We start from the raw sequence: 17,548 nt of genomic DNA on the forward strand, positions 1-17,548 counted from the left end.
CGGCAGGCGTCGGTCAGGCCACTCGCAGCGAACGGAGCACGCCGTCGGTCGCGTCGTCGCCGTCCCGCTGACGCACCTGCACGTACACCTGCGGCCGGGTCGCGCCGCCCGCCGGGACCAGCGCGGACTCGGTGACCGAGCCGCCGTCCGGGCAGCTGTTCCAGGACCTGACCAGCCCGTGCCAGTCGGCGTCCGCGAAGGTGCGGGCACCCGCGTACCGGCAGCCGGAGTGCGCCAGCGCCTTCACCTTGGCGGTGATGTCACCGTCCGCACCGACCCCGACGAACACCCCGTCCACCGGGGCCTTCGGGTCGGACCAGCGGGACAGGTCGTCGGCCACCGCGAGACCGGGCTGGTGCCCGGCGGCCAGTCCGAGCGCCCGCGGGTCCCAGCCGGAGTCGCGCAGCTCGCGGCCGAACCCGTCCGGCACCCGCAGGCTCACCCGCCCGGTGGCGTCCGTGACCCGCACCTCGTCGTCCGCGGTGCCGTCCCGGTGGAGGGCCGCGGTCACCGTGACCGCGGCCCCGCCGGCGGCGAGGACCGCGGCGAGGGCCAGGGTCAGGGGAGTGAGCCGGCCGCGCACCCTGTCCAGGCGCCGCGCGGGCCGTACCGACGGCGCCGCGGCCAGCCGGTCCAGCTCCGCCGCGAACTCCCCGGCGCCCGGCCAGCGCCGCGTCCGGTCCGGCTCCAGCGCGCGCAGCAGCACCCGCTCGACGTCCGCGTCCAGTCCCGGCCGCAGCCGCCGGGGCGGTACCACCTGCCCCGGCGGTCCCGGCACCGTCCCGGTCAGCAGTTCGTAGCCGACCGCGCCCAGGCTGTAGACGTCCGCCCGCTCGTCGATGCCCGCGCCGGGCTCGGCCTGCTCCGGCGGCCGGTAGCCCGCCGAACCCGCGGCCAGCGTCAGCACCGAGGCCTGCGTGAGGCTCTTGGCCAGCCCCAGGTCGGCGAGCAGCACCCGCCGGGTGCCGTCCGGGGCGGTGTGCAGCAGCACGTTGGTCGGCTTGATGTCGCGGTGGACGATGCCCGCCTCGTGCAGCGCGGCGGCGCCGCGCGCGGCCTCGGACGTCAGCGCGAGCGCCTCCCGCACCGGCAGCGGACCGTCCGCCAGCAGATCGGCGAGGGTCCCGCCGCCGGCGTACTCCATCACGAAGTACGGCCTGCCGTCCGGGAGTTCACCGATGTCGTAGACCTGCACGACCCGGCTGGAACCGGCCCGGCGCAGCAGCCGCGCCTCGGACAGGAAGCGCTCCCTGATGTCGAGCCGGTGCGCCCAGTTCTCGGCGAGCACCTTCACCGCGACGGGGGCCTGGAGCTCGGGGTCGTGGGCGAGCCACACGGTGGCGAAGGCGCCGCTGCCCAGCGGCTGTTCCAGGCGGTGGCGGCCGATCCGCTCCAGGGGGTGCATACGACTATCATGCCTGGCCTGAGATCGACTCGGAGGGGGGCCCGTCCGTGCAGGACCAGGCGCTGACGGAGGAGTTCGCCCGGCGTGCCGCCGCCGGCGACGGCACGGCCCTGGACCGGCTGCTGACGGAGATACGGCCCGAGGTGGTGCGCCGCTGCGCGCGCTTCCTGCCCTGCCGGGAGGACGCCGAGGAGGCCGCCCAGGACGTGCTGCTCCAGGTGGCCCGGCACATCTCCGGCTTCGAGGGCCGCAGCCGCTTCGGCACCTGGCTGTACACCGTCGTCGCCAACTGCTGCCGGCAGAAGTACCGCGAGCTGAAGCGGCGGGCCGCCGAACAGCCCGCGGCCATCGAGCCGGGGCACGCCGTCGACCCGCGCACCACCAGCGTCATCGCCGGCTCCCGGGTGGATCTGCTGGAGGCCCTGGAGCGCCTGGAGCGGGAGCATCCGCACCTGGTCGCGCCGCTGGTCTACCGGGACATCTGCCAGCTCGACTACGCCGAGGCCGCCGAGCGCGCCGGCATCCCGCTCGGCACCCTCAAGTCCCGGCTGCACGAGGCCCGCAAACAGGTACGACCGTGGCTGACGGCCTCTTGACGACGGTCTGCTGAGGGCGGGCTCTTGACGGCGGCGGCTTGAGGGCGGCCTCCTAGCGGCGGCGGGTTCCTGACAGCGGTCTGCTGAGGGCGGGCTCCTGACGACGGCCGCCTGACGAACGGCCGCCTGACGAACGGCCGCCTGGCGACGTCCTCGTGAGGGCGGGCGCTTGGCGGCGTCCGCTTGAGGGCGGCGGCTTGAGGGCGGCCTCCTAGCGGCGGCGGGTTCCTGACAGCGGTCTCCTGAGGGCGGGCTCCTGACGACGGCCGCCTGACGAACGGCCGCCTGGCGACGTCCTCGTGAGGGCGGGCTCTTGGCGGCGACCGCTTGAGGGCGGCGGCTTGAGGGCGGCCTCCTAGCGGCGGCGGTCTCCTGAGGGCGGGCTCCTGACGAACGGCCGCCTGACGACGTCCGTGAGGGCGGGCTCTTGGCGGCGGTCTCCTGACGGTCTCCCTGAGGGCCGTCCGGGGGCTACTCGTCCTCCTCGTACAGCGGCAGCTCCGCCCAGATCGTCTTGCCCTCCGCATGGTGCCGGCTGCCCCAGCGCTGGGTGAGCTGGGCGACCAGCAGCAGACCCCGGCCGCCCTCGTCGAAGGTCTTGGCCCGGCGCAGGTGCGGGGCGGTGGGGCTGGTGTCGGAGACCTCGCAGATCAGCGTGGCCGCGTCGTGGATCAGCCGGAGCCGGATCGGGTGCGCGCCGTAGCGGATGGCGTTGGTGACCAGCTCGCTGACCACCAGCTCCGTCGTGAACGACGCCTCGCTGAGCGACCAGGTGTCCAGCTGCTCCACCACCTGCTTGCGGACCGGCGCGACCAGCGCGGGATCGGCGGGGATGTCCCAGGTCGCCACCTGCCCCGTGGGCAGGCCCCGGGTGCGGGCCAGCAGCAGCGCCACGTCGTCCGGGGCGCCACCGGCCGGGAGCAGCGTGTGCAGGACGCGGTCGCAGGTCTCATCCAGGGAGTCCGCGTACGAGCCCAGCGCCTCGTGGAGCATCTCCCGGCTCGTCTCCGGGTCGCGCTCCCGGGACCACACCAGCCCGTCGGTGTACAGCGCGAGCAGGGTGCCGTCGGGCAGTTCCACCTCGGTCGACTCGAAGGGCAGCCCGCCCAGGCCGAGCGGGGGACCGGCGGGCACGTCCAGGGCGTGGGGCGTGCCGCCCGGCCGCAGCAGCACGGGCGGCGGATGCCCGGCGCGGGCCAGCGTGCAGCGCCGGGACACCGGGTCGTAGACGGCGTACAGACAGGTCGCGCCGACCTCGCCGGGGCTGCCGTCCTGGCCCGGGCTGACGTCACCGCCGGACTCCTCCGACAGCCGGACGACCAGGTCGTCGAGGTGGGTGAGCAGCTCGTCCGGGGCCAGGTCGATGTCGGCGAGGGTGCGTACGGCGGTGCGCAGCCGGCCCATGGTCGCCGAGGCCTGGATGCCGTGCCCGACGACGTCCCCGACGACCATCGCGACCCGCATCCCGGACAGCGGGATCACGTCGAACCAGTCCCCGCCCACGCCGGCGCGGGCGGCCGGCAGATAGCGGGAGGAGACGTGCAGCGCGGCCGTGCGCGGCAGCGACCGGGGCAGCAGGCTGCGCTGGAGCGCGAGCGCGGTCTCCCGCTCGCGCGAGTAGCGGCGGGCGTTGTCGATGCAGACGGCGGCGCGCGCGGTGATCTCCTCGGCCAGCAGCACGTCGTCCGGGGTGAAGCCGTCCGGGCGGCGGTGCCGGGTGAGCACCGCGACGCCGAGGGTCAGCCCGCGCGCCTGGATGGGCACCGACATCGAGGAGTGCATGCCGAACTGCCGGACCCGCTCCCCGCGTTCCGCGTGCCAGGTCCGCCACTGGTTGGTGGCGCCGGAGGTCACCGAGGTGATGATCGTGCGACCCGCGGTCATCGAGTCGGCCTGCGGGGAGAAGTCCCGGTACTCCTCCGCCGTGCCGGGCTTGATCACGGCCTCGGGCACGTCGGGCAGCACGGACCGGTGGGCGGTGCGGCGCAGCCGTACCGGGGCGGTGACGCGGGCGGGCGGCTCGCCGCCGTACTCCTCCGGGTCCAGCAGGTCGATGGTGACGAAGTCGGCGAGCGCGGGCACGCACACGTCGGCCAGCTCCTGCGCGGTCCGGGTGACGTCGAGCGTGGTCCCGATGCGCACGCTGGCCTCGTTGACCAGCTGCAGCCGTTGCCGGGCCCACTGGTTGTCGGTGACGTCGTGCGCGGCCAGGCACACGCCCCGCACCCGGCCCGCCGCGTCCCGGACCGGAGCCATGCGGGCGAGCCAGGCATGGGCCCGGTCCTCGCCGCCGGTATGCATGAAGGTCTGCACGTCCAGCGGGCGGCCCGTGGTCAGTACCCGGAGCATGTCCTGCTCCAGCTCCTCGCTCTGGGGCCTGCCGCCGATCTCCGCGAGCCTGAGGCCCCGCAGCCGCCGCTCCGGCAGCCCGATCACGTCGGCCATCGCGCCGTTCATCCGGCGCAGCCGCAGCCGGTCGTCGTACACCGCGACCGCGCACGGCGACTGGATCAGGCCCGCCTCGGTGAGCGGGTCGCCACCGGGCGGCGGGTCGTCGCCGGCGAGCGGGGTGACCAGGAGCCAGCCGCCCGGGTGCTCGTCGTCCGGCGGGCGGCGGTGGGCGAGCAGCCAGACGGAGACGGTACGGCCGTCGCGGTGGCGCAACCCGACCGTGCCCGCCCAGCGGGTGCCGGCGGGCGGGTCCGGGGGCTCGGCCTCGGCGAGCAGCTCGGCGGCGGGGCGGCCCAGGACGGCGGCGGCCGGGTGGCCGAGCAGGCGGTGGGCGCCCTCGTTCCACTCCGTCAGCGTTCCGTCGTCGCGGATGACGGCTCGGGCCGTGGCCGCATCGTCGAACGGATAGACCCGGCTCATCGTCGCCGCTCCCAAGCGCACACTCACAGTGAACGGGTGGCTCCACCCGCTGGTCCAGCCTAGTGCTTCGCGTCCTCCCCTGAGCGGCGGCCGGGGGCGACGATCGTGTGTGCCAGAACGCCGGGATCTGTTTGATGACGATCGGATGTGAGCACTTCTGGGCCCTGCTGAGGGCGGGCCGCCCGTGACTGTCGGCAACCGGACACCGCCCTCGGAGCCTTCCGGTACCGCAGTGAACCCGAGCTGACCTGCGGGTATTTACGCATGAGTACCCGCGCGGTACCGTGTGGGCCATGCCAGCTCTCAACGTGGAGTTCAGCGAACGGGAACTAGAGGACCTGCGGCAGATCGCCAAGGAGCGCGGTACGTCGATGAAGGCCCTCGTCCGCGAGGCCGCCGCCGCCGACATCGCCCGGCACCGCGCCCTGCAGGAGGGTGCCGAGGCCTTCCGCCGCTTCTTCGCCGGCCATGCCGAGGAGTTCGCGGCGGCCTTCCCCGACGACGAGCGTCCCGCCAAGGGCGAGGCCGCCTGAGCGATGACCTCCTCCGTCATCCATATCGACGTCCCGTGGCTGCTCCAGCGGCATGAGGAGGTCCTGCCCGACCAGCCCGCCGTGGACGACTTCTCCGCGCTGGTCGCCGCCGTCGCCCGGCACCGGGTGGACCCGCCCCGGCTCGGTGTGGACTCCGACGCGGCCTGGCGCGCCGCCGCGCTGCTGCACACCCTCGCCGTGCTCAAGCCGCTGCCCGCGGCCAACGCCCGCTTCGCCTGCGCCACCGCCGTGGCCTACATGTTCGTCAGCGGCGTCGGCATCGACCCGCCCTACGGCGCCCTCGTCGACCTGGCCCGCGACCTGTTCTCAGGCAGGACCGACGTGTACGGCGCCGCCGACCGGCTCCGCTCCTGGCAGATCTGACCCCGCGCGGGCCGTGCCCGCCCCGGCCGGCGGAGGGAAGCCGCCGGGACCGCCGGCCGGGGACGGGCCTCCGAGGAGGACCGGCTCCCAGTCCACTACCGGCCGGCCGGCTCCGGGAGCGTGCGCGCCCGGCCGGTGTGTGCGCACGCTTCACACGGGGCGCATGAGGAATAGGGCCGCATTTCCGCCAAGCCCCGGTCGCGGCCCTGTTTCTGACTTTCTTTCAAAACCGTCCATGTCGCACGTGCGCCTTGTTGCCCGTGTGGAAGTTGTGCAAGGGTTCAAACGCGGTGAATTTCCGCTCGCACCACGCGCCAAAAGGAATCCGCTCCGTGCTCACCCCCCACCCCCCTCGTCCCGCCTGGCCGCCTTCCGGCGCCGAACCCGGGGAATCCGACGAGTTCCTCGCCGGTCCGCTGCGGGCCGGCTCCGACGCGGAGGCCTCCCGGTCGGCCGCCCTCCTGATGGCCCGGCACTGGCAGCCGGCCCAGGAGTACGCGGTCATCTGCCTGGCCACCCCCGGCTCCCTCGCCCACATGGTCACCGCCACCGCCTTCCACCAGGTCCTCGGCCGGCTGGCGCTCGGCGAACCCGCCGACGCGCTGCGGCCCCGCCTGCTGGTGGCCGTCCGGGACACGGTCCTGAACTGGTCCGCCACGGACCGGATCACCGCCGTCCTGCCGGGCCTCACCCAACCCGCCGGGGGCCGCGGGATGCGCACCGCGCCGACCCTGATACCGGAGAACCGCGTCCTTTCCGACCGCTCGTTCCACGCCCTTTCCCGGTTGGAACAGGCATTGTTGTGGCACACCGAGGTCGAGGCGGAGCCGCCTGCCGTGCCCGCCGGACTGCTCGGCCTGGACATCCAGAGCGCGACCGCCGCGCTCGACCAGGCCCGGGAGAAATTCCGCGAGGGCCTGGTGCGCGCCCACCGGGAACTCGCGCCCGGCAAGGAGTGCCGTTACTACAACCGCCTGCTCGACGTGCCGATCCGCCGGGGCGGTGCGCTGCTGCCCGATGTGCAGGACCATCTGGCCGGCTGCGCCTACTGCCGGCACGCGGCCGAGCAACTGGGCCACGTCGACGCCGCCCTGGGGGTGCTGCTCGCCGAGGCCGTCCTCGGCTGGGGCGCCCGCCGCTACCTCGACTCCCGCCCGGGCCGCCGCCAGGATCCCGGCCGCGCCGGCGCCCGGCGGTCCGGCGGACGCCGGCGCGGTGGCGGGCGGCGCCGGGCCGGCGACGGCGGACCCGGGTGGCCGGCCCGGCTCCTCACCGCCGTGTCCGCGCGCCGCGCGCCGGGCGCCTGGTCGTCCCGGACGCTGCTGCTCGGCGTCGGCGTGGCCTCGGCCGGGCTGCTCGCGACGGTCCTCGCGGTGAGTGTGTGGCCGGACGGCGGCGACGGCACCGAGCCGGTCGCCACCAGCGCCGTCCCCGGCACGTCGGCTTCGCCGAGCCCCACGGGCCTGCCCGCCGCCGGCCGGCCCGGTCCGCTGCGCAACGCCGCCGGTCGGTGCCTGGACGTCAAGGGCACACCGGAGGCGGGCGCGAGTGCCGTGCTCGCCGCGTGCTCCGGCTCGGCCACACAGCGGTGGACGTACGAGACGGACGGGCTGCTGCGCAGTGCCGCCGACACCGGTCTGTGCCTGGACTCGCACGCCGACGCCGGGGTGGTGCTCCTCGGCCGCTGCGCCGGCGCCGGGTCGCAACGGGGCGACGACGTGCGCTACGACCTCACTCCCGAGGGCGAGTTGCTGCCGCGCTGGGACCGGACGCTCGCGCTCGCCGCCGGCGGTGACCAGGCGGGGGCCGACCTCGTCGTCAAGGTCCGGGACGGGTCCGCCGGTCAGCGGTGGACGGCGGCGTAGCGGTTTCGTCCGGGGCGGACCGGATCAGGCCGCGGCGTCGCTCAGGGAGTCGCGCCGCCGTCGGCTTCCAGGTCCGACCGTGTCACCGTGCCCGGCCGGGCGTGGCCCGACAGGGCCAGGGTGAGGTCGAACTCCGCCAGCAGGCAGCGGATGACGTGTTCGACGCCCGCCCGCCCGTCCAGGCCCAGGCCGTACACGTACGGGCGGCCCAGCAGGACCGCCCGCGCGCCCAGTGCGAGGGCCTTGAAGACGTCGGCGCCGGTACGCACGCCGCTGTCGAACAGGACCGTCAGCCGGTCGGCGACCGCGTCCGCGACGCGGGGCAGCGCGTCGGCCGCCGCGACCGAGCCGGCGACCTGGCGGCCGCCGTGGTTGGAGACCACCACGCCGTCCATGCCGGCGTCCGCGGCGAGCCGGGCGTCGTCCGGGTGCAGCACGCCCTTGAGGACGATCGGCCCGTCCCAGTGGGCCCGCAGGAACGCCAGGTCGGGCCAGGTGTGCCCGGCGTCCCCGAACAGGCCGAGGAAGTGCAGCACCGCCGCCTTCGGGTCCTCGTGCACCGGCTTGGCGAGGCCGGCCCGGAACGCGGGGTCGGTGTAGTAGTTGGCGGTGCCCACGCCGTGCAGGAACGGCAGGTACGCCTGGTCCAGATCGCGGGGCCGCCAGGCCAGCAGCGGGGTGTCCAGCGTGACGACCAGCACCGAGAAGCCGGCCGCCCGCGCCCGGGCGAGGAAACTCCGGGTCACCTCGCGGTCCTTGCCCCAGTACAGCTGGAACCACCGCTCGGCGTCCCCCATCGCCTCCGCCACCTGCTCCAGCGGGGTGCTCGACGCCGACGACAGGACGAACGGCACGCCCTGCGCGGCGGCGGCCCGCGCGGCGGCGGTCTCGGCGTCCGGATGCATGATGGACAGCACCCCGACAGGCGCCAGGGCGAGCGGAGCCGGCAGGGTCCGCCCGAGCACCTCGGTCGTGAGGTCCCGCTCGTGCACGTCCCGCAGCATGCGCGGCACGATCCGGCGCCGGGCGAGGGCCTCCCGGTTGGCGCGGGCCGTGCCGCCGTCGCCCGCGCTGCCCGCCACATAGCCCACCGGGCCCGGACCGAGCCGGTGCTCGGCCAGCTCCTCCAGCCGGGTCAGATCGGTGGGGAGCCGGGGCACCGCCCCGGTCGTCCCGTTCAGGTAGATCTCGTGCTGGAAGTCCGCCCAGTGCCGTGCCATCCGTCAACTCCCGTACGTCGTCGGCCGCCTGCGCACCTGACGATACCGACCGGTACGTCGGAGGGGACCGTCCCGGACCGGGCCGGCCGGCGCGGCCCGCGGGGACGGCGGCAGGGGGCGCCGGCGGTGCGGCGGGTGGAAGCCGTTGCCTCAGAGGGCAGTTCGTCCGGGTTTCGGTCCGTCGAGGGAGGAACCGTCCATCGGCGCGCCGGTGATCACTTCATGAACACAAGGAGTCATGAGGGGACTTGTGGCGGCCACAGTCGGAATGTTTCAGGACGATTAACGAACAGCTGATTTTCGGCCATCCGGCCGCCTCGGCGACGGGGGAACGGCTCTGTTCCGGGGTCACGGCGCTCGAGTTCCGTGACTTCACGCCACTGCTTCAACACGAAAGGTTACTGAAACCCATGGGTTCGATGTGAGTTTCGCCGGTGGAGTCGGCAGAGTGGCGCTCGCCGCTCCGGCGCCCGACCGGACCGGAGACGGCACTTCGTCTGATCGAGCGGAAGGATGCACACAATGCGGAACACCGCGCGCTGGGCAGCGGCCCTCGGCCTCACGGCCGCCGCCGTCTGCGGACCCTTGACCGGGGCCGCCGTCGCTGCACCGGGCGCCGCCCCGTCGTCGCTCTACGCCCCCTCGGCCATGGTGCTCACCACCGGCCACGGCACCGACGCGGCCACGGCCACACCGGAGCGCGCCGTCACCCTGAACTGCGCCCCCTCGGCCTCGGGCACCCACCCGGCCGCGGCACAGGCCTGCGCCGAACTGCGCGGCATCGGCGGCGAACTCGACGCCCTGAAGCCGGCCGACGGCGTGATGTGCACCAAGATCTACGACCCCGTCGTCGTCACCGTCCAGGGTGTCTGGCAGGGCAAGCGCCTCTCCTACGAGCGCACCTTCAGCAACACGTGCATGCGGGATGCCGTCGGCGGCGGCCTCTTCGCGTTCTGAGACCGGGATCGCAGGAGTCCTCGTGGACACCGGATCAGGTTCGCAACTGGGGAGTGCGGCCCCTGGAGCGGGGAACCTGTGATCTCGCACCGGGGTCGGACGGGCGGAGTGGGGCCGCCCGCCGGACCCGGGCACACAGCCGCTCCCCGGGCGGTCCGTGGGGGGCCGTCCCGGGGAGCGGCGAAAAACAATCTGTTTCAACGGGGTGCTCAGGCCTTGCGCCGGTGACTCGTGTCGCACCAGGGGTAGCGGCGACTGCGCCGGCAGGTACACAGAGCGACACGGAACCGGTCCGAGAAGACCGTGCTCCCGTCCTCCAGTTCGATCTCCACGGGCCCTTCCACCAGGAGGGGCCCGCGCCGTTGCACGGTGAGCCGGCGGGCGCCGGGCGCCGGGCCGGCGGAGTCGTTCGGCGCCGCGTCAGCTGGGTCGTTCGGCACGGATGACCACCAGTTCCTCCCTGTCGTCGGCCGGTGCGAGCAGCCCGCGCCGGCGCAGCCAGTCCTCCCGGGAGCGCAGCACCGGCCCGAACGGGACCCAGCGGCGCCGCACCACCGCGGCCTTCAAACCGGCGTCCCGCAGCAGCTCCAGGGTGCGGTCCGGACCGCTCAGCGCCGAGTGCACGATCAGCAGCACGCCCTGGGGGCTCAGCAGCGCCGGCGCGTCCCGGCAGATCCGGTCCAGCAGCAGCCGTCCGTCGCGCCCCGCGTCCCAGGCGACGGCCCGGCCGCGCGGCCCGCGCCCGGTGTCCGGCGCCGGCACGTAGGGCGGGTTCGCCAGGATGAGGTCGTACGTGCGGCCCCGTACGGGTGCGAACAGGTTGCCCCGCCGGATGCGCACCGGCAGCCGGGACAGCCACGCGTTCAGGCGGGCGGTCCACACCGCGCGCCGGGACACGTCCACGGCGGTCACCTCGGCGCCCCGCCGGGCCGCAGCAAGGGCCAGCGCACCGCTTCCGGTGCCCACGTCCAGTACCCGGGTGCCGGGCGGCGGGGCCACCTCGTCGAGGGCCTCGGCCAGCAGCTCGGTGTCGTCCTGCGGGGCGTACACGCCCGGAAGCATCACAGCGATCACACCGTCCGAATACCCGGGGGCTCAGGATGTATGGGACATCTCCTGTTCCCGTGGTGCCTGTGGGGACGATGCCCGGGGCGCCGGCGGTGTCCGCAGCGAGGACCGTCCCGCGCGCCAGCAGTCGAGCAGCCGCCGGCCCAGCCGGTCCTCCAGGTACTCGGTCGCGTCGATCCCGAAGACGATGTCCGGCGCCAGCTCCGGCTCCTCGGCGAGCAGTCCGCCGATCACCTCGTGCCGGACGATCTGCTCGTGCACCGCGTCCGCGGTCACGTGCTCGTCGTAGAAGAACTCCGCCGCCGGTCCGGCGCCGGTGCGGCGCATCGCCTCGGCCAGCCGGCGCGAGCCGGGCGAGGAGGTGATCTCCACCTCGGCGAAGTGGCCCACCAGCGCTCCGCGCAGTTCGCGGTGCAGGCCGAACAGGGACATCAGGTTCACCACGGCGAGCATCTCGGCCGGGGCCGCGTCCAGGTACCGGCCGTACGCCGTGTCCAGGTCCAGGTCCCGCATCAGGTCGGCGAACAGGCGCGCGTGCACCCGTTCGGCCCGGCCGCCGCCGAACTCGTCGTACTCCACCGCGGCCATCGCCGCCTTGGCCCGGCCCCACAGCCGCGGCAGCACCCAGGCGTGCGGGTCGGCCTCCTTCAGGTGGTACAGCGAGCGCACCGCCGCGTACTCCCGCAGCTGCCACAGCTCGCCCTCGGCGGACAGGAAGTGAGACACGCCCGTGCCCTCGGCCGGTTCCACCAGGAGGGCGGCGAGCGCCTCGTCCAGGCTGTCGTGGACCGGGGTGTCGGCGCGCAGCGCGGACCGGAAGCGCTCCTCCAGCGCGGCCCGCACGCGCAGCAGCTCCGGGTCCCACTCGGCCTCCGCGGGGACCCCGGCGAAACCTCGGTAGTGCAGCTCATAGCACAGGTACAGGGCGAGCTGGAGGTCGTCGCCGTACGGGTCGGCGTCCGCGGCGTCCGCGGGGCGGGGGAGCGGGCCCGTGCCGCGCAGGTGGGCCGTGACCGCGGCGGAGAGCGGGCCGCGGGACGGGGGCAGCAGGGGGTGTCGCAGATCGTCGTTCATGCGGCTCGGGTACCCGGCCCGGGGGAAAGCACCAGGAGGACCGGGGCGCCGGCGACGAGGGCGGCGCCCGCCGGGTGACCAGCGGGATGCAGGGCGCGCCCGCGTACCGGCACCCCGGCTGCCCGGTGGGCGCGCCGCCCGGCCGGCTCAGTCGCCGTTCGCCTGCTCCTGCGCCCCGGTGTTCGGGGTGATGGCGTCCCCGGCCTCGCCCGGGGCGCCCTTGTCCTCGTCCCGCTTCTCGGCCTCCTCGACCTCCCGGAGCACCTCCTCCAGGGCCGACTCCGGCCGGTCCTCGTGATCATCGCGGCCGTTCCCGCCAGGCATGACGTCTCCTTCCGTCGGACGAGGTGATCTCCCCTGCGAGTTACCCGGCGGGGCCGTCCCAAGCGTCCCCAGGACAGGCACCCCCCCCCGCCGGTGGGGGAGGGATCTGTGACCTCCCGAGCGAAACGGCAACGTTTCTTTACGGCGGGCAGGTGCACGGTCGGTGCTTCGCCGTGCGCGGTGTTTCAGTGTGTGGCGCCCTGGATACACCGCGAAGATTCGGCCCCGGAGCTCGCGAACTCGTGCACGCCGTCGCAGTGAGGTCGTCACCATGTCCCACGCCCCGTCCTCCGCAGGACCGTCGAACGACACCCGGCCGGTCCCGGCCTCGGCCGGCCGGGCGGCCGACGCCCCGCGCGCCGCCCGCGGCGGCACCGCTCTGGTGACGGGTGCCTCCTCGGGCATCGGTGCCGCCGTGGCCCGCCGGCTGGCCGCCGAGGGCGGCTGGCGGCTGGCACTGAACGGACGCGACGTCACCCGACTGGAGCAGGTGGCCGCCCAGTGCGGAGCGGTCGCGCTGCCCGCGGACCTCACCCGGCCCGGCGCCGACCGCCGGCTCGCCGGCCTCGCCCTGGACCACCTCGGCCGGCTGGACGCGCTGGTGGCGGGCGCCGGCGTCGGCTGGGCCGGGGAGTTCACCGCCATGCCCGCCGCCCGGATCGACGAGGTCGTGGGCCTGGACCTGCTGGCCACCGTGCACCTGGTGCGGGCCGTGCTGCCGCACATGGTGGCGGCCGGATCCGGACGGATCGTGCTCGTCGGGTCCCTCGCCGGCAGCGTCGGCGTGCGCGGCGAGGCCGTCTACTCGGCGGCGAAGGCCGCCCTGGCCACGTTCGCCGACTGCCTGCGGTACGAGCTGCGGGGCACCGGAGTGGGCGTCAGCCATGTCATCCCCGGCGTGGTCGACACCCCCTTCTTCGACCGGCGGGGCACCCCCTACGCACGCTCCTGGCCGCGGCCGGTGCCCGTCGAACGCGTGGCGGACGCGGTCTGCGCCGCCGTCCTGCACGGCCGGGACGAGGTGTACGTCCCCGGGTGGCTGCGCCTGCCCGCCCGCGTGCGCGGTGCCGCGCCCGGGCTGTACCGGCGGCTCGCCGCCCGCTTCGGATGACCGCCATGACCGCCGTCACGGTGCTGCTCGCCCTCCTCGCGGCCCTCTCCAACGCGTCCGCCTCGGTGCTCCAGCGCCGCGCCGCCGTGCAGGAGCCGGACCACGGGGCCGGGGCCGGGTCCGTCGTGCGCCGGTTCACCCGGCTGCTGCGGCGCCCCTACTGGCTGGCGGGGGCCGGGCTGCTCGCGCTGTCCAGCCTGCTGCAGGCCGGGGCGCTGGCCGTGGGCAGCCTGTCGCTGGTCCAGCCGCTGCTCGCCGCCGAACTGCTGTTCACCCTCGCCGTGGGCAGCGTCGTCTTCCGGCGCCGCCCGGACGGCCGGACCTGGCTGGCGTTCGTCGCCCTCGCCGGCGGGCTGGCCCTGTTCCTCCTCGCGGCCGCGCCGTCCGCCGGCCGGTCCACCGCGCGGCCGGAGGACTGGCTGCTGGGCGGCGGCGGGGTGCTCGGCGCGGTGGTGGTGCTGCTGCTGGCCGCCCGCGCGGCGCGGGGCGCCTCCCGGGCCGCGCTGCTCGGCCTCGCCTCCGCCGTGTCCTTCGCCGCCACCGCGGCGCTGCTCAAGGAGGCCGTGGGGCGGCTCGAACAGGGCCCGGCGGCGATGTTCGGGCACTGGTCGCTGTACGCCACGGGGCTCGCCGGGCTCGTCGCCTTCCTGTTGCTGCAGGGCGCGCTCGGCGCCGGCTCGCTGACCGCCTCCCAGCCGGCGCTCACCCTCGGCGACGCGCTCACCAGCGTCGTACTCGGCTGGGTGCTGTTCGCCGAGTCGATCCACCTGGGGCTGAGCCTGCTGCCCGAGGCGGTCGGTGTCGCGCTGATCGGGGCCGGCAGCATCGGCCTGGCCCACGCCGCCTCCATCGGCGGGGAGTGGGACGCCGCGGGCCCCGAGGCGTCCCCGGGATCCACCGCGGCTCTGCCGCGCCCCCCGAGGAGGTAGGTCACCGATGTCCCCCGTGTCCGGCCGTGCCTGGCGGACGGCCGCCGTCCTGCTGCCGGCCGGTGCGGCCGTGGCCCACATCGGCCCGGCGGTCACCTGGCTGCCGGGCGTACGGCTGCTGCTCTTCCCGGGGCTCGCCGGCACCGGGCGACCCCGGCACGTCGCGCTCACCTTCGACGACGGACCGGACCCGGAGTCGACCCCGCACTTCCTCGACACGCTGGACGTGCTCGGGGTGCGGGCCACCTTCTTCGTGGTCGGCGAGCACGCGGTCCGCCATCCCGAACTGGTCCGGGAGACGGTACGGCGCGGGCACGAGCTGGGCGTGCACGGCTGGACCCACGACCGGCCCTGGCGGCCCGCGTTCGCCCGCGACGCCGCGGAGGTGGCCCGGACCGTCCGCGCGGTGCACGGCCTCACGGGCCGGCGCCCGCGGTGGTACCGCCCGCCGTACGGCATCCTCACCGCGAGCCGCTGGCGGGCCGCCCGGCGGGCGGGCCTGCGCACGGTCCTGTGGTCGGCGTGGGGCAGGGACTGGACGGCCGACGCCACGCCGGCGTCCGTACGGGCCCGGGTCGCCGCGGACCTGCGCGGCGGCGGCACCGTCCTGCTCCACGACTCCGACCACCACTCGGCCCCCGGCTGCTGGCAGGCGACCCTGGCCGCCCTGCCGGCCATCGTCCAGGACTGCTGGGAGGCGGGCCTCACGGTCGGCCCCCTCCGCGACCACGTACCGGACGGTGCCGGGGGCCGGGGGCGGCCGGACCACCGGCCCTCTCCGTGACCGCCCCCGCCACCGGGCCGGACAGCCGGCCGGCGCACCGGCCGGACCGGCGGCCGGTGACCGGGAGACCGCCGTGCAGGACGGCCCACGCGGGCGGGCCGACGGGTGACGGTCCGCCCGCGTGGCACGGGACCGCGGCACGCGCTCGCGGAGGCGGGCCGGCTGGTTCGCGGGTCCGTTGGAGGGTGTCGTACGGGGCCGGCGGGTCGGTGTGTGGTGGTCGTCGGGGGTGGCGTGGGGCCGTGGTCGGGTCACAGGTCCGTCAGGCAGTCCAGGGCGTCCCGTCGGAACAGCGCGTGGCCGCGTGCCACCCGGGTCGTGCGGTCGGGGGAGTCCTCCCGGAGGCGGGTCAGGGCCGCCAGCAGGGCGGGCCCGTTCGAGGCCGGTTCGGACAGGCCCAGCTCGGCCATGCGGCGTACGCCCTCCGCGCCGTGACCGGGCAGCGGGCGGTAGCCGATCACCGGCAGGCCCGCGGCGAGGGCCTGGACGGCGGTCTGGCCGGCGGCGTTGTCCACCATGGCGTGGCAGGCGGCCAGCAGCCCGGGCATGTCGTCGACCCAGCCCAGGGCGAGGCCCGCCGGTTCCCGGGAGAGACGGGCGAGGAGCCGCTGGTCACGGCCGCACAGCACCACCGGCAGGTAACCGCCCGCCGCCAGCAGCCGGGCGGTGGCGGCCGGGCGGGACGCCGCGCCCCAGGCACCGGCGGACAGCAGGACCGGGGGCCGGCCGGGCGCCCGCCGGGCGAACCGCTCCCGCCACCGGGCCGCCCCGGGGGCCGGTGCCCGGAACGCGGGCGCGACCACCGGGCCGGTCGTGACCACGGGTACGGCGAGGTGGCGGCGCACCTCCGCGGCCGCCGCGTCCGTGAGGCACAGGTACCGGTCGTTGCCCGGATGCAGCCACTGCCGGTGCACCGCGAAGTCGAGCAGGAAGACGGCGCTCGGCACCCGCAGCCCGCCCCGGGCCCGCAGGTGCCCGGTCAGCTGGGCGGCGAGATGGAACACGGACACCACCACATCGGCGCCCAGCCGGTCCACCAGCTCCGTCAGCCGGTCCCCGGCGAGCCGGGCCAGCGGCACCCCGCTGGGCCGCCGGCCGGGCCCGCCGCGCAGGAACGCGCCGTAGACGCCGGCGTACAGCCACGGCAGGTGCCGTACCGACGCCTGGTAGCCGCGGCGCAGCCCGGCGCCCAGGCCGTACGGCAGGAGCCGCAGCACGTCGGCCACGTGAACCTCGTGGCCCCGGGCCGTGGCCCGGCGGGCGAGTTCGGCGGCCACGGTGTCGTGGCCGGCCCCCATGCTCGCGCTCAGGATCAGCGTGCGTCGCGGGCCGTCCGGCGCGTGGTGGTCTGTGGTGGGCACGGAGTCCGATTCTGCGCCGGTGAAGGGCCCGCACGCCGGACCCGGCCGACCGTGTCGCCGGGCGGGACGGTCACTCGTGCGCACCAGTGTCCCGTGCGGCTGCCCGCCCTCCGGCTGCGAGTCGCCCGGTGCGTGCCACGCTGGATGAACCGGCACGGGAGAGCGTGTGGGCGGCGAGCACGGGAGGAGCCGTGAGGCGGTTGCGGCGCGGCCTGCACCGGGCGTGGGAGTGGCTGCGCCTGCGGGCCCTGTTCGAGCACGGCCGTGAGCTGGAGCTGATGCACCGGGCCATGGGGTTCGCCACCCTGTCCCTGGTGACGCTGGCACCGCTGCTGATCGTGGTCGCCGCGGCCGACCCCCTGGTGCGCGGCGGCTTCGCGTCCTGGCTCACCGACGGCATGGGGCTGTCCGGGCGGTCCGCCCACGTGGTCACCGACGTCATCAGCCCCCCGCGCAAGGTCATCGGCACCACCAGCGTCTGGAGCGGCATCCTGCTCGCCGTCTTCGGCGTGTCCTTCGGCGGCAGCGTGCAGAACGCCTACGAGCGGATCTGGGGCCTGGTCTCCGGGCCCTGGCACCGGGTGTGGCGGCAGGCGACCTGGCTGATCGTGCTGACGGCGTACCTCTACCAGGAGGTGGCGTCCAAGTCGACGCTGCACGGGACGCAGCGGATCGCGCTGTCCACGCTCAGCGGGATCCTGTTCTTCTGGTGGGGGCAGCGCTTCCTGCTCGGCGGTCAGGTGCACTGGCGCTCGCTGCTGCCCGGCGCGCTGGCCACCGTCGTCGGACTGGCCGGCCTGCGCGCCTTCTCCTACCTCGTGTTCACCCCGCTCATCGTCACCAACGCCCTGAGCTACGGCGCCGTCGGCACCGTACTCGTCGTCGAGTCCTGGCTCATCGGCGTCGGGTTCGTCATCTACGGCGGCGCCATCTTCGGCCGCTGGTTCACCGAACACCACTGGATGCCGTCCCACCACGAGGACGAGCCGGCCGGGCCGGCCGACGGGGAGGGGTCCGCCCAGTAGTGCTTCGCCAGGTTCTGGCCGTGGTTGTGCGTGTGGTGGGG

The 17,548-nt window shown here is 75.4% G+C and carries 17 protein-coding genes; 9 read left to right on the forward strand and 8 right to left on the reverse strand.

Going from position 1 to position 17,548, the window contains the following annotated elements; translation table 11 throughout:
• Window positions 1-13 precede the first annotated feature (13 nt).
• Window positions 14-1,405: a serine/threonine-protein kinase gene (locus S1361_RS35430; RefSeq protein ID WP_208035918.1), complete on the reverse strand. Its 1,392-nt coding sequence runs from the start codon at window positions 1,403-1,405 to the stop codon at window positions 14-16.
• Window positions 1,406-1,452: 47 nt separating this feature from the next.
• Here S1361_RS35430 and S1361_RS35435 point away from each other — a divergent pair, with 47 nt between their 5' ends.
• Complete coding sequence (locus S1361_RS35435) at window positions 1,453-2,001, forward strand: RNA polymerase sigma factor (RefSeq protein ID WP_030344638.1); 549 nt, start codon at window positions 1,453-1,455, stop codon at window positions 1,999-2,001.
• Window positions 2,002-2,472: 471 nt separating this feature from the next.
• On the opposite strand, the gene S1361_RS35440 is transcribed toward S1361_RS35435, so the two are convergent.
• Window positions 2,473-4,872 (reverse strand): SpoIIE family protein phosphatase, encoded by a 2,400-nt coding sequence (locus S1361_RS35440; RefSeq protein ID WP_208035919.1) that lies wholly within the window; start codon window positions 4,870-4,872, stop codon window positions 2,473-2,475.
• Window positions 4,873-5,165: 293 nt separating this feature from the next.
• On the opposite strand from S1361_RS35440, the gene S1361_RS35445 reads away from it, so the two are divergent.
• The 3 genes from S1361_RS35445 to S1361_RS35455 all read left to right on the forward strand — a co-directional run bounded on the left by S1361_RS35445 (window position 5,166) and on the right by S1361_RS35455 (window position 7,654).
• A complete protein-coding gene (locus S1361_RS35445; RefSeq protein ID WP_030344647.1) occupies window positions 5,166-5,405 on the forward strand; it encodes a hypothetical protein in 240 nt (79 codons plus the stop codon).
• A 3-nt stretch (window positions 5,406-5,408) separates the two neighbouring features.
• Complete coding sequence (locus S1361_RS35450) at window positions 5,409-5,789, forward strand: toxin Doc (RefSeq protein WP_208035920.1); 381 nt, start codon at window positions 5,409-5,411, stop codon at window positions 5,787-5,789.
• Between the two features lie 332 nt (window positions 5,790-6,121).
• Window positions 6,122-7,654 (forward strand): RICIN domain-containing protein, encoded by a 1,533-nt coding sequence (locus S1361_RS35455; protein ID WP_208035921.1) that lies wholly within the window; start codon window positions 6,122-6,124, stop codon window positions 7,652-7,654.
• A gap of 41 nt (window positions 7,655-7,695) precedes the next feature.
• On the opposite strand, the gene S1361_RS35460 is transcribed toward S1361_RS35455, so the two are convergent.
• The gene (locus S1361_RS35460) at window positions 7,696-8,874 is read right to left on the reverse strand and encodes a lactate 2-monooxygenase (protein WP_208035922.1); all 1,179 of its coding nucleotides are present in this window, start codon (window positions 8,872-8,874) and stop codon (window positions 7,696-7,698) included.
• Between the two features lie 522 nt (window positions 8,875-9,396).
• Between S1361_RS35460 and S1361_RS35465 the strand changes: the two genes are divergently transcribed.
• Window positions 9,397-9,831 (forward strand): subtilase-type protease inhibitor, encoded by a 435-nt coding sequence (locus S1361_RS35465; protein WP_208035923.1) that lies wholly within the window; start codon window positions 9,397-9,399, stop codon window positions 9,829-9,831.
• Window positions 9,832-10,040: 209 nt separating this feature from the next.
• Here S1361_RS35465 and S1361_RS35470 read toward each other — a convergent pair whose 3' ends face one another.
• The 4 genes from S1361_RS35470 to S1361_RS35485 all read right to left on the reverse strand — a co-directional run bounded on the left by S1361_RS35470 (window position 10,041) and on the right by S1361_RS35485 (window position 12,297).
• Window positions 10,041-10,271, reverse strand: coding sequence for a CDGSH iron-sulfur domain-containing protein (locus S1361_RS35470; RefSeq protein ID WP_425087812.1), 231 nt, complete (start codon window positions 10,269-10,271; stop codon window positions 10,041-10,043).
• Window positions 10,252-10,893 carry a HemK2/MTQ2 family protein methyltransferase gene (locus tag S1361_RS35475; protein ID WP_208035924.1) on the reverse strand — a complete coding sequence of 214 codons (642 nt, stop codon included), beginning with the start codon at window positions 10,891-10,893 and terminating at the stop codon, window positions 10,252-10,254. The genes S1361_RS35470 and S1361_RS35475 overlap by 20 nt, the downstream gene beginning before the upstream one ends.
• Window positions 10,894-10,926: 33 nt before the next feature.
• Entirely contained in the window at window positions 10,927-11,973 is a 1,047-nt protein-coding gene (locus S1361_RS35480; protein ID WP_208035925.1) for an iron-containing redox enzyme family protein, read from the reverse strand.
• 147 nt (window positions 11,974-12,120) lie between these two features.
• A complete protein-coding gene (locus S1361_RS35485) occupies window positions 12,121-12,297 on the reverse strand; it encodes a hypothetical protein (RefSeq protein ID WP_208035926.1) in 177 nt (58 codons plus the stop codon).
• Window positions 12,298-12,568: 271 nt separating this feature from the next.
• On the opposite strand from S1361_RS35485, the gene S1361_RS35490 reads away from it, so the two are divergent.
• From S1361_RS35490 to S1361_RS35500, 3 genes are read left to right on the forward strand one after another with little or no spacing between them, the layout of a single operon-like run.
• On the forward strand, window positions 12,569-13,408 hold the full coding sequence (locus S1361_RS35490; RefSeq protein ID WP_208035927.1) for an SDR family NAD(P)-dependent oxidoreductase: 840 nt from the start codon (window positions 12,569-12,571) through the stop codon (window positions 13,406-13,408).
• Window positions 13,409-13,413: 5 nt separating this feature from the next.
• On the forward strand, window positions 13,414-14,337 hold the full coding sequence (locus tag S1361_RS35495; protein ID WP_208035928.1) for a DMT family transporter: 924 nt from the start codon (window positions 13,414-13,416) through the stop codon (window positions 14,335-14,337).
• Window positions 14,338-14,344: 7 nt separating this feature from the next.
• Window positions 14,345-15,121 (forward strand): polysaccharide deacetylase family protein, encoded by a 777-nt coding sequence (locus tag S1361_RS35500; protein WP_208035929.1) that lies wholly within the window; start codon window positions 14,345-14,347, stop codon window positions 15,119-15,121.
• 251 nt (window positions 15,122-15,372) lie between these two features.
• On the opposite strand, the gene S1361_RS35505 is transcribed toward S1361_RS35500, so the two are convergent.
• A complete protein-coding gene (locus tag S1361_RS35505; protein WP_243769412.1) occupies window positions 15,373-16,482 on the reverse strand; it encodes an MGDG synthase family glycosyltransferase in 1,110 nt (369 codons plus the stop codon).
• A gap of 191 nt (window positions 16,483-16,673) precedes the next feature.
• Here S1361_RS35505 and S1361_RS35510 point away from each other — a divergent pair, with 191 nt between their 5' ends.
• Window positions 16,674-17,507, forward strand: coding sequence for a ribonuclease BN (locus S1361_RS35510; RefSeq protein ID WP_243769413.1), 834 nt, complete (start codon window positions 16,674-16,676; stop codon window positions 17,505-17,507).
• Window positions 17,508-17,548 lie beyond the last annotated feature (41 nt).

The sequence above is a fragment of the Streptomyces cyanogenus genome, from assembly GCF_017526105.1.
GTDB classification, from domain to species: domain Bacteria; phylum Actinomycetota; class Actinomycetes; order Streptomycetales; family Streptomycetaceae; genus Streptomyces; species Streptomyces cyanogenus.

Coding starts and splice junctions, on each gene's coding strand:
- S1361_RS35430 (WP_208035918.1), bottom strand. CDS start 1,405: ATGCACCCCCTGGAGCGGATCGGCCGCCACCGCCTGGAACAGCCGCTG.
- S1361_RS35440 (WP_208035919.1), bottom strand. CDS start 4,872: ATGAGCCGGGTCTATCCGTTCGACGATGCGGCCACGGCCCGAGCCGTC.
- S1361_RS35445 (WP_030344647.1), top strand. CDS start 5,166: ATGCCAGCTCTCAACGTGGAGTTCAGCGAACGGGAACTAGAGGACCTG.
- S1361_RS35450 (WP_208035920.1), top strand. CDS start 5,409: ATGACCTCCTCCGTCATCCATATCGACGTCCCGTGGCTGCTCCAGCGG.
- S1361_RS35460 (WP_208035922.1), bottom strand. CDS start 8,874: ATGGCACGGCACTGGGCGGACTTCCAGCACGAGATCTACCTGAACGGG.
- S1361_RS35465 (WP_208035923.1), top strand. CDS start 9,397: ATGCGGAACACCGCGCGCTGGGCAGCGGCCCTCGGCCTCACGGCCGCC.
- S1361_RS35475 (WP_208035924.1), bottom strand. CDS start 10,893: ATGCTTCCGGGCGTGTACGCCCCGCAGGACGACACCGAGCTGCTGGCC.
- S1361_RS35480 (WP_208035925.1), bottom strand. CDS start 11,973: ATGAACGACGATCTGCGACACCCCCTGCTGCCCCCGTCCCGCGGCCCG.
- S1361_RS35485 (WP_208035926.1), bottom strand. CDS start 12,297: ATGCCTGGCGGGAACGGCCGCGATGATCACGAGGACCGGCCGGAGTCG.
- S1361_RS35490 (WP_208035927.1), top strand. CDS start 12,569: ATGTCCCACGCCCCGTCCTCCGCAGGACCGTCGAACGACACCCGGCCG.
- S1361_RS35495 (WP_208035928.1), top strand. CDS start 13,414: ATGACCGCCGTCACGGTGCTGCTCGCCCTCCTCGCGGCCCTCTCCAAC.
- S1361_RS35500 (WP_208035929.1), top strand. CDS start 14,345: ATGTCCCCCGTGTCCGGCCGTGCCTGGCGGACGGCCGCCGTCCTGCTG.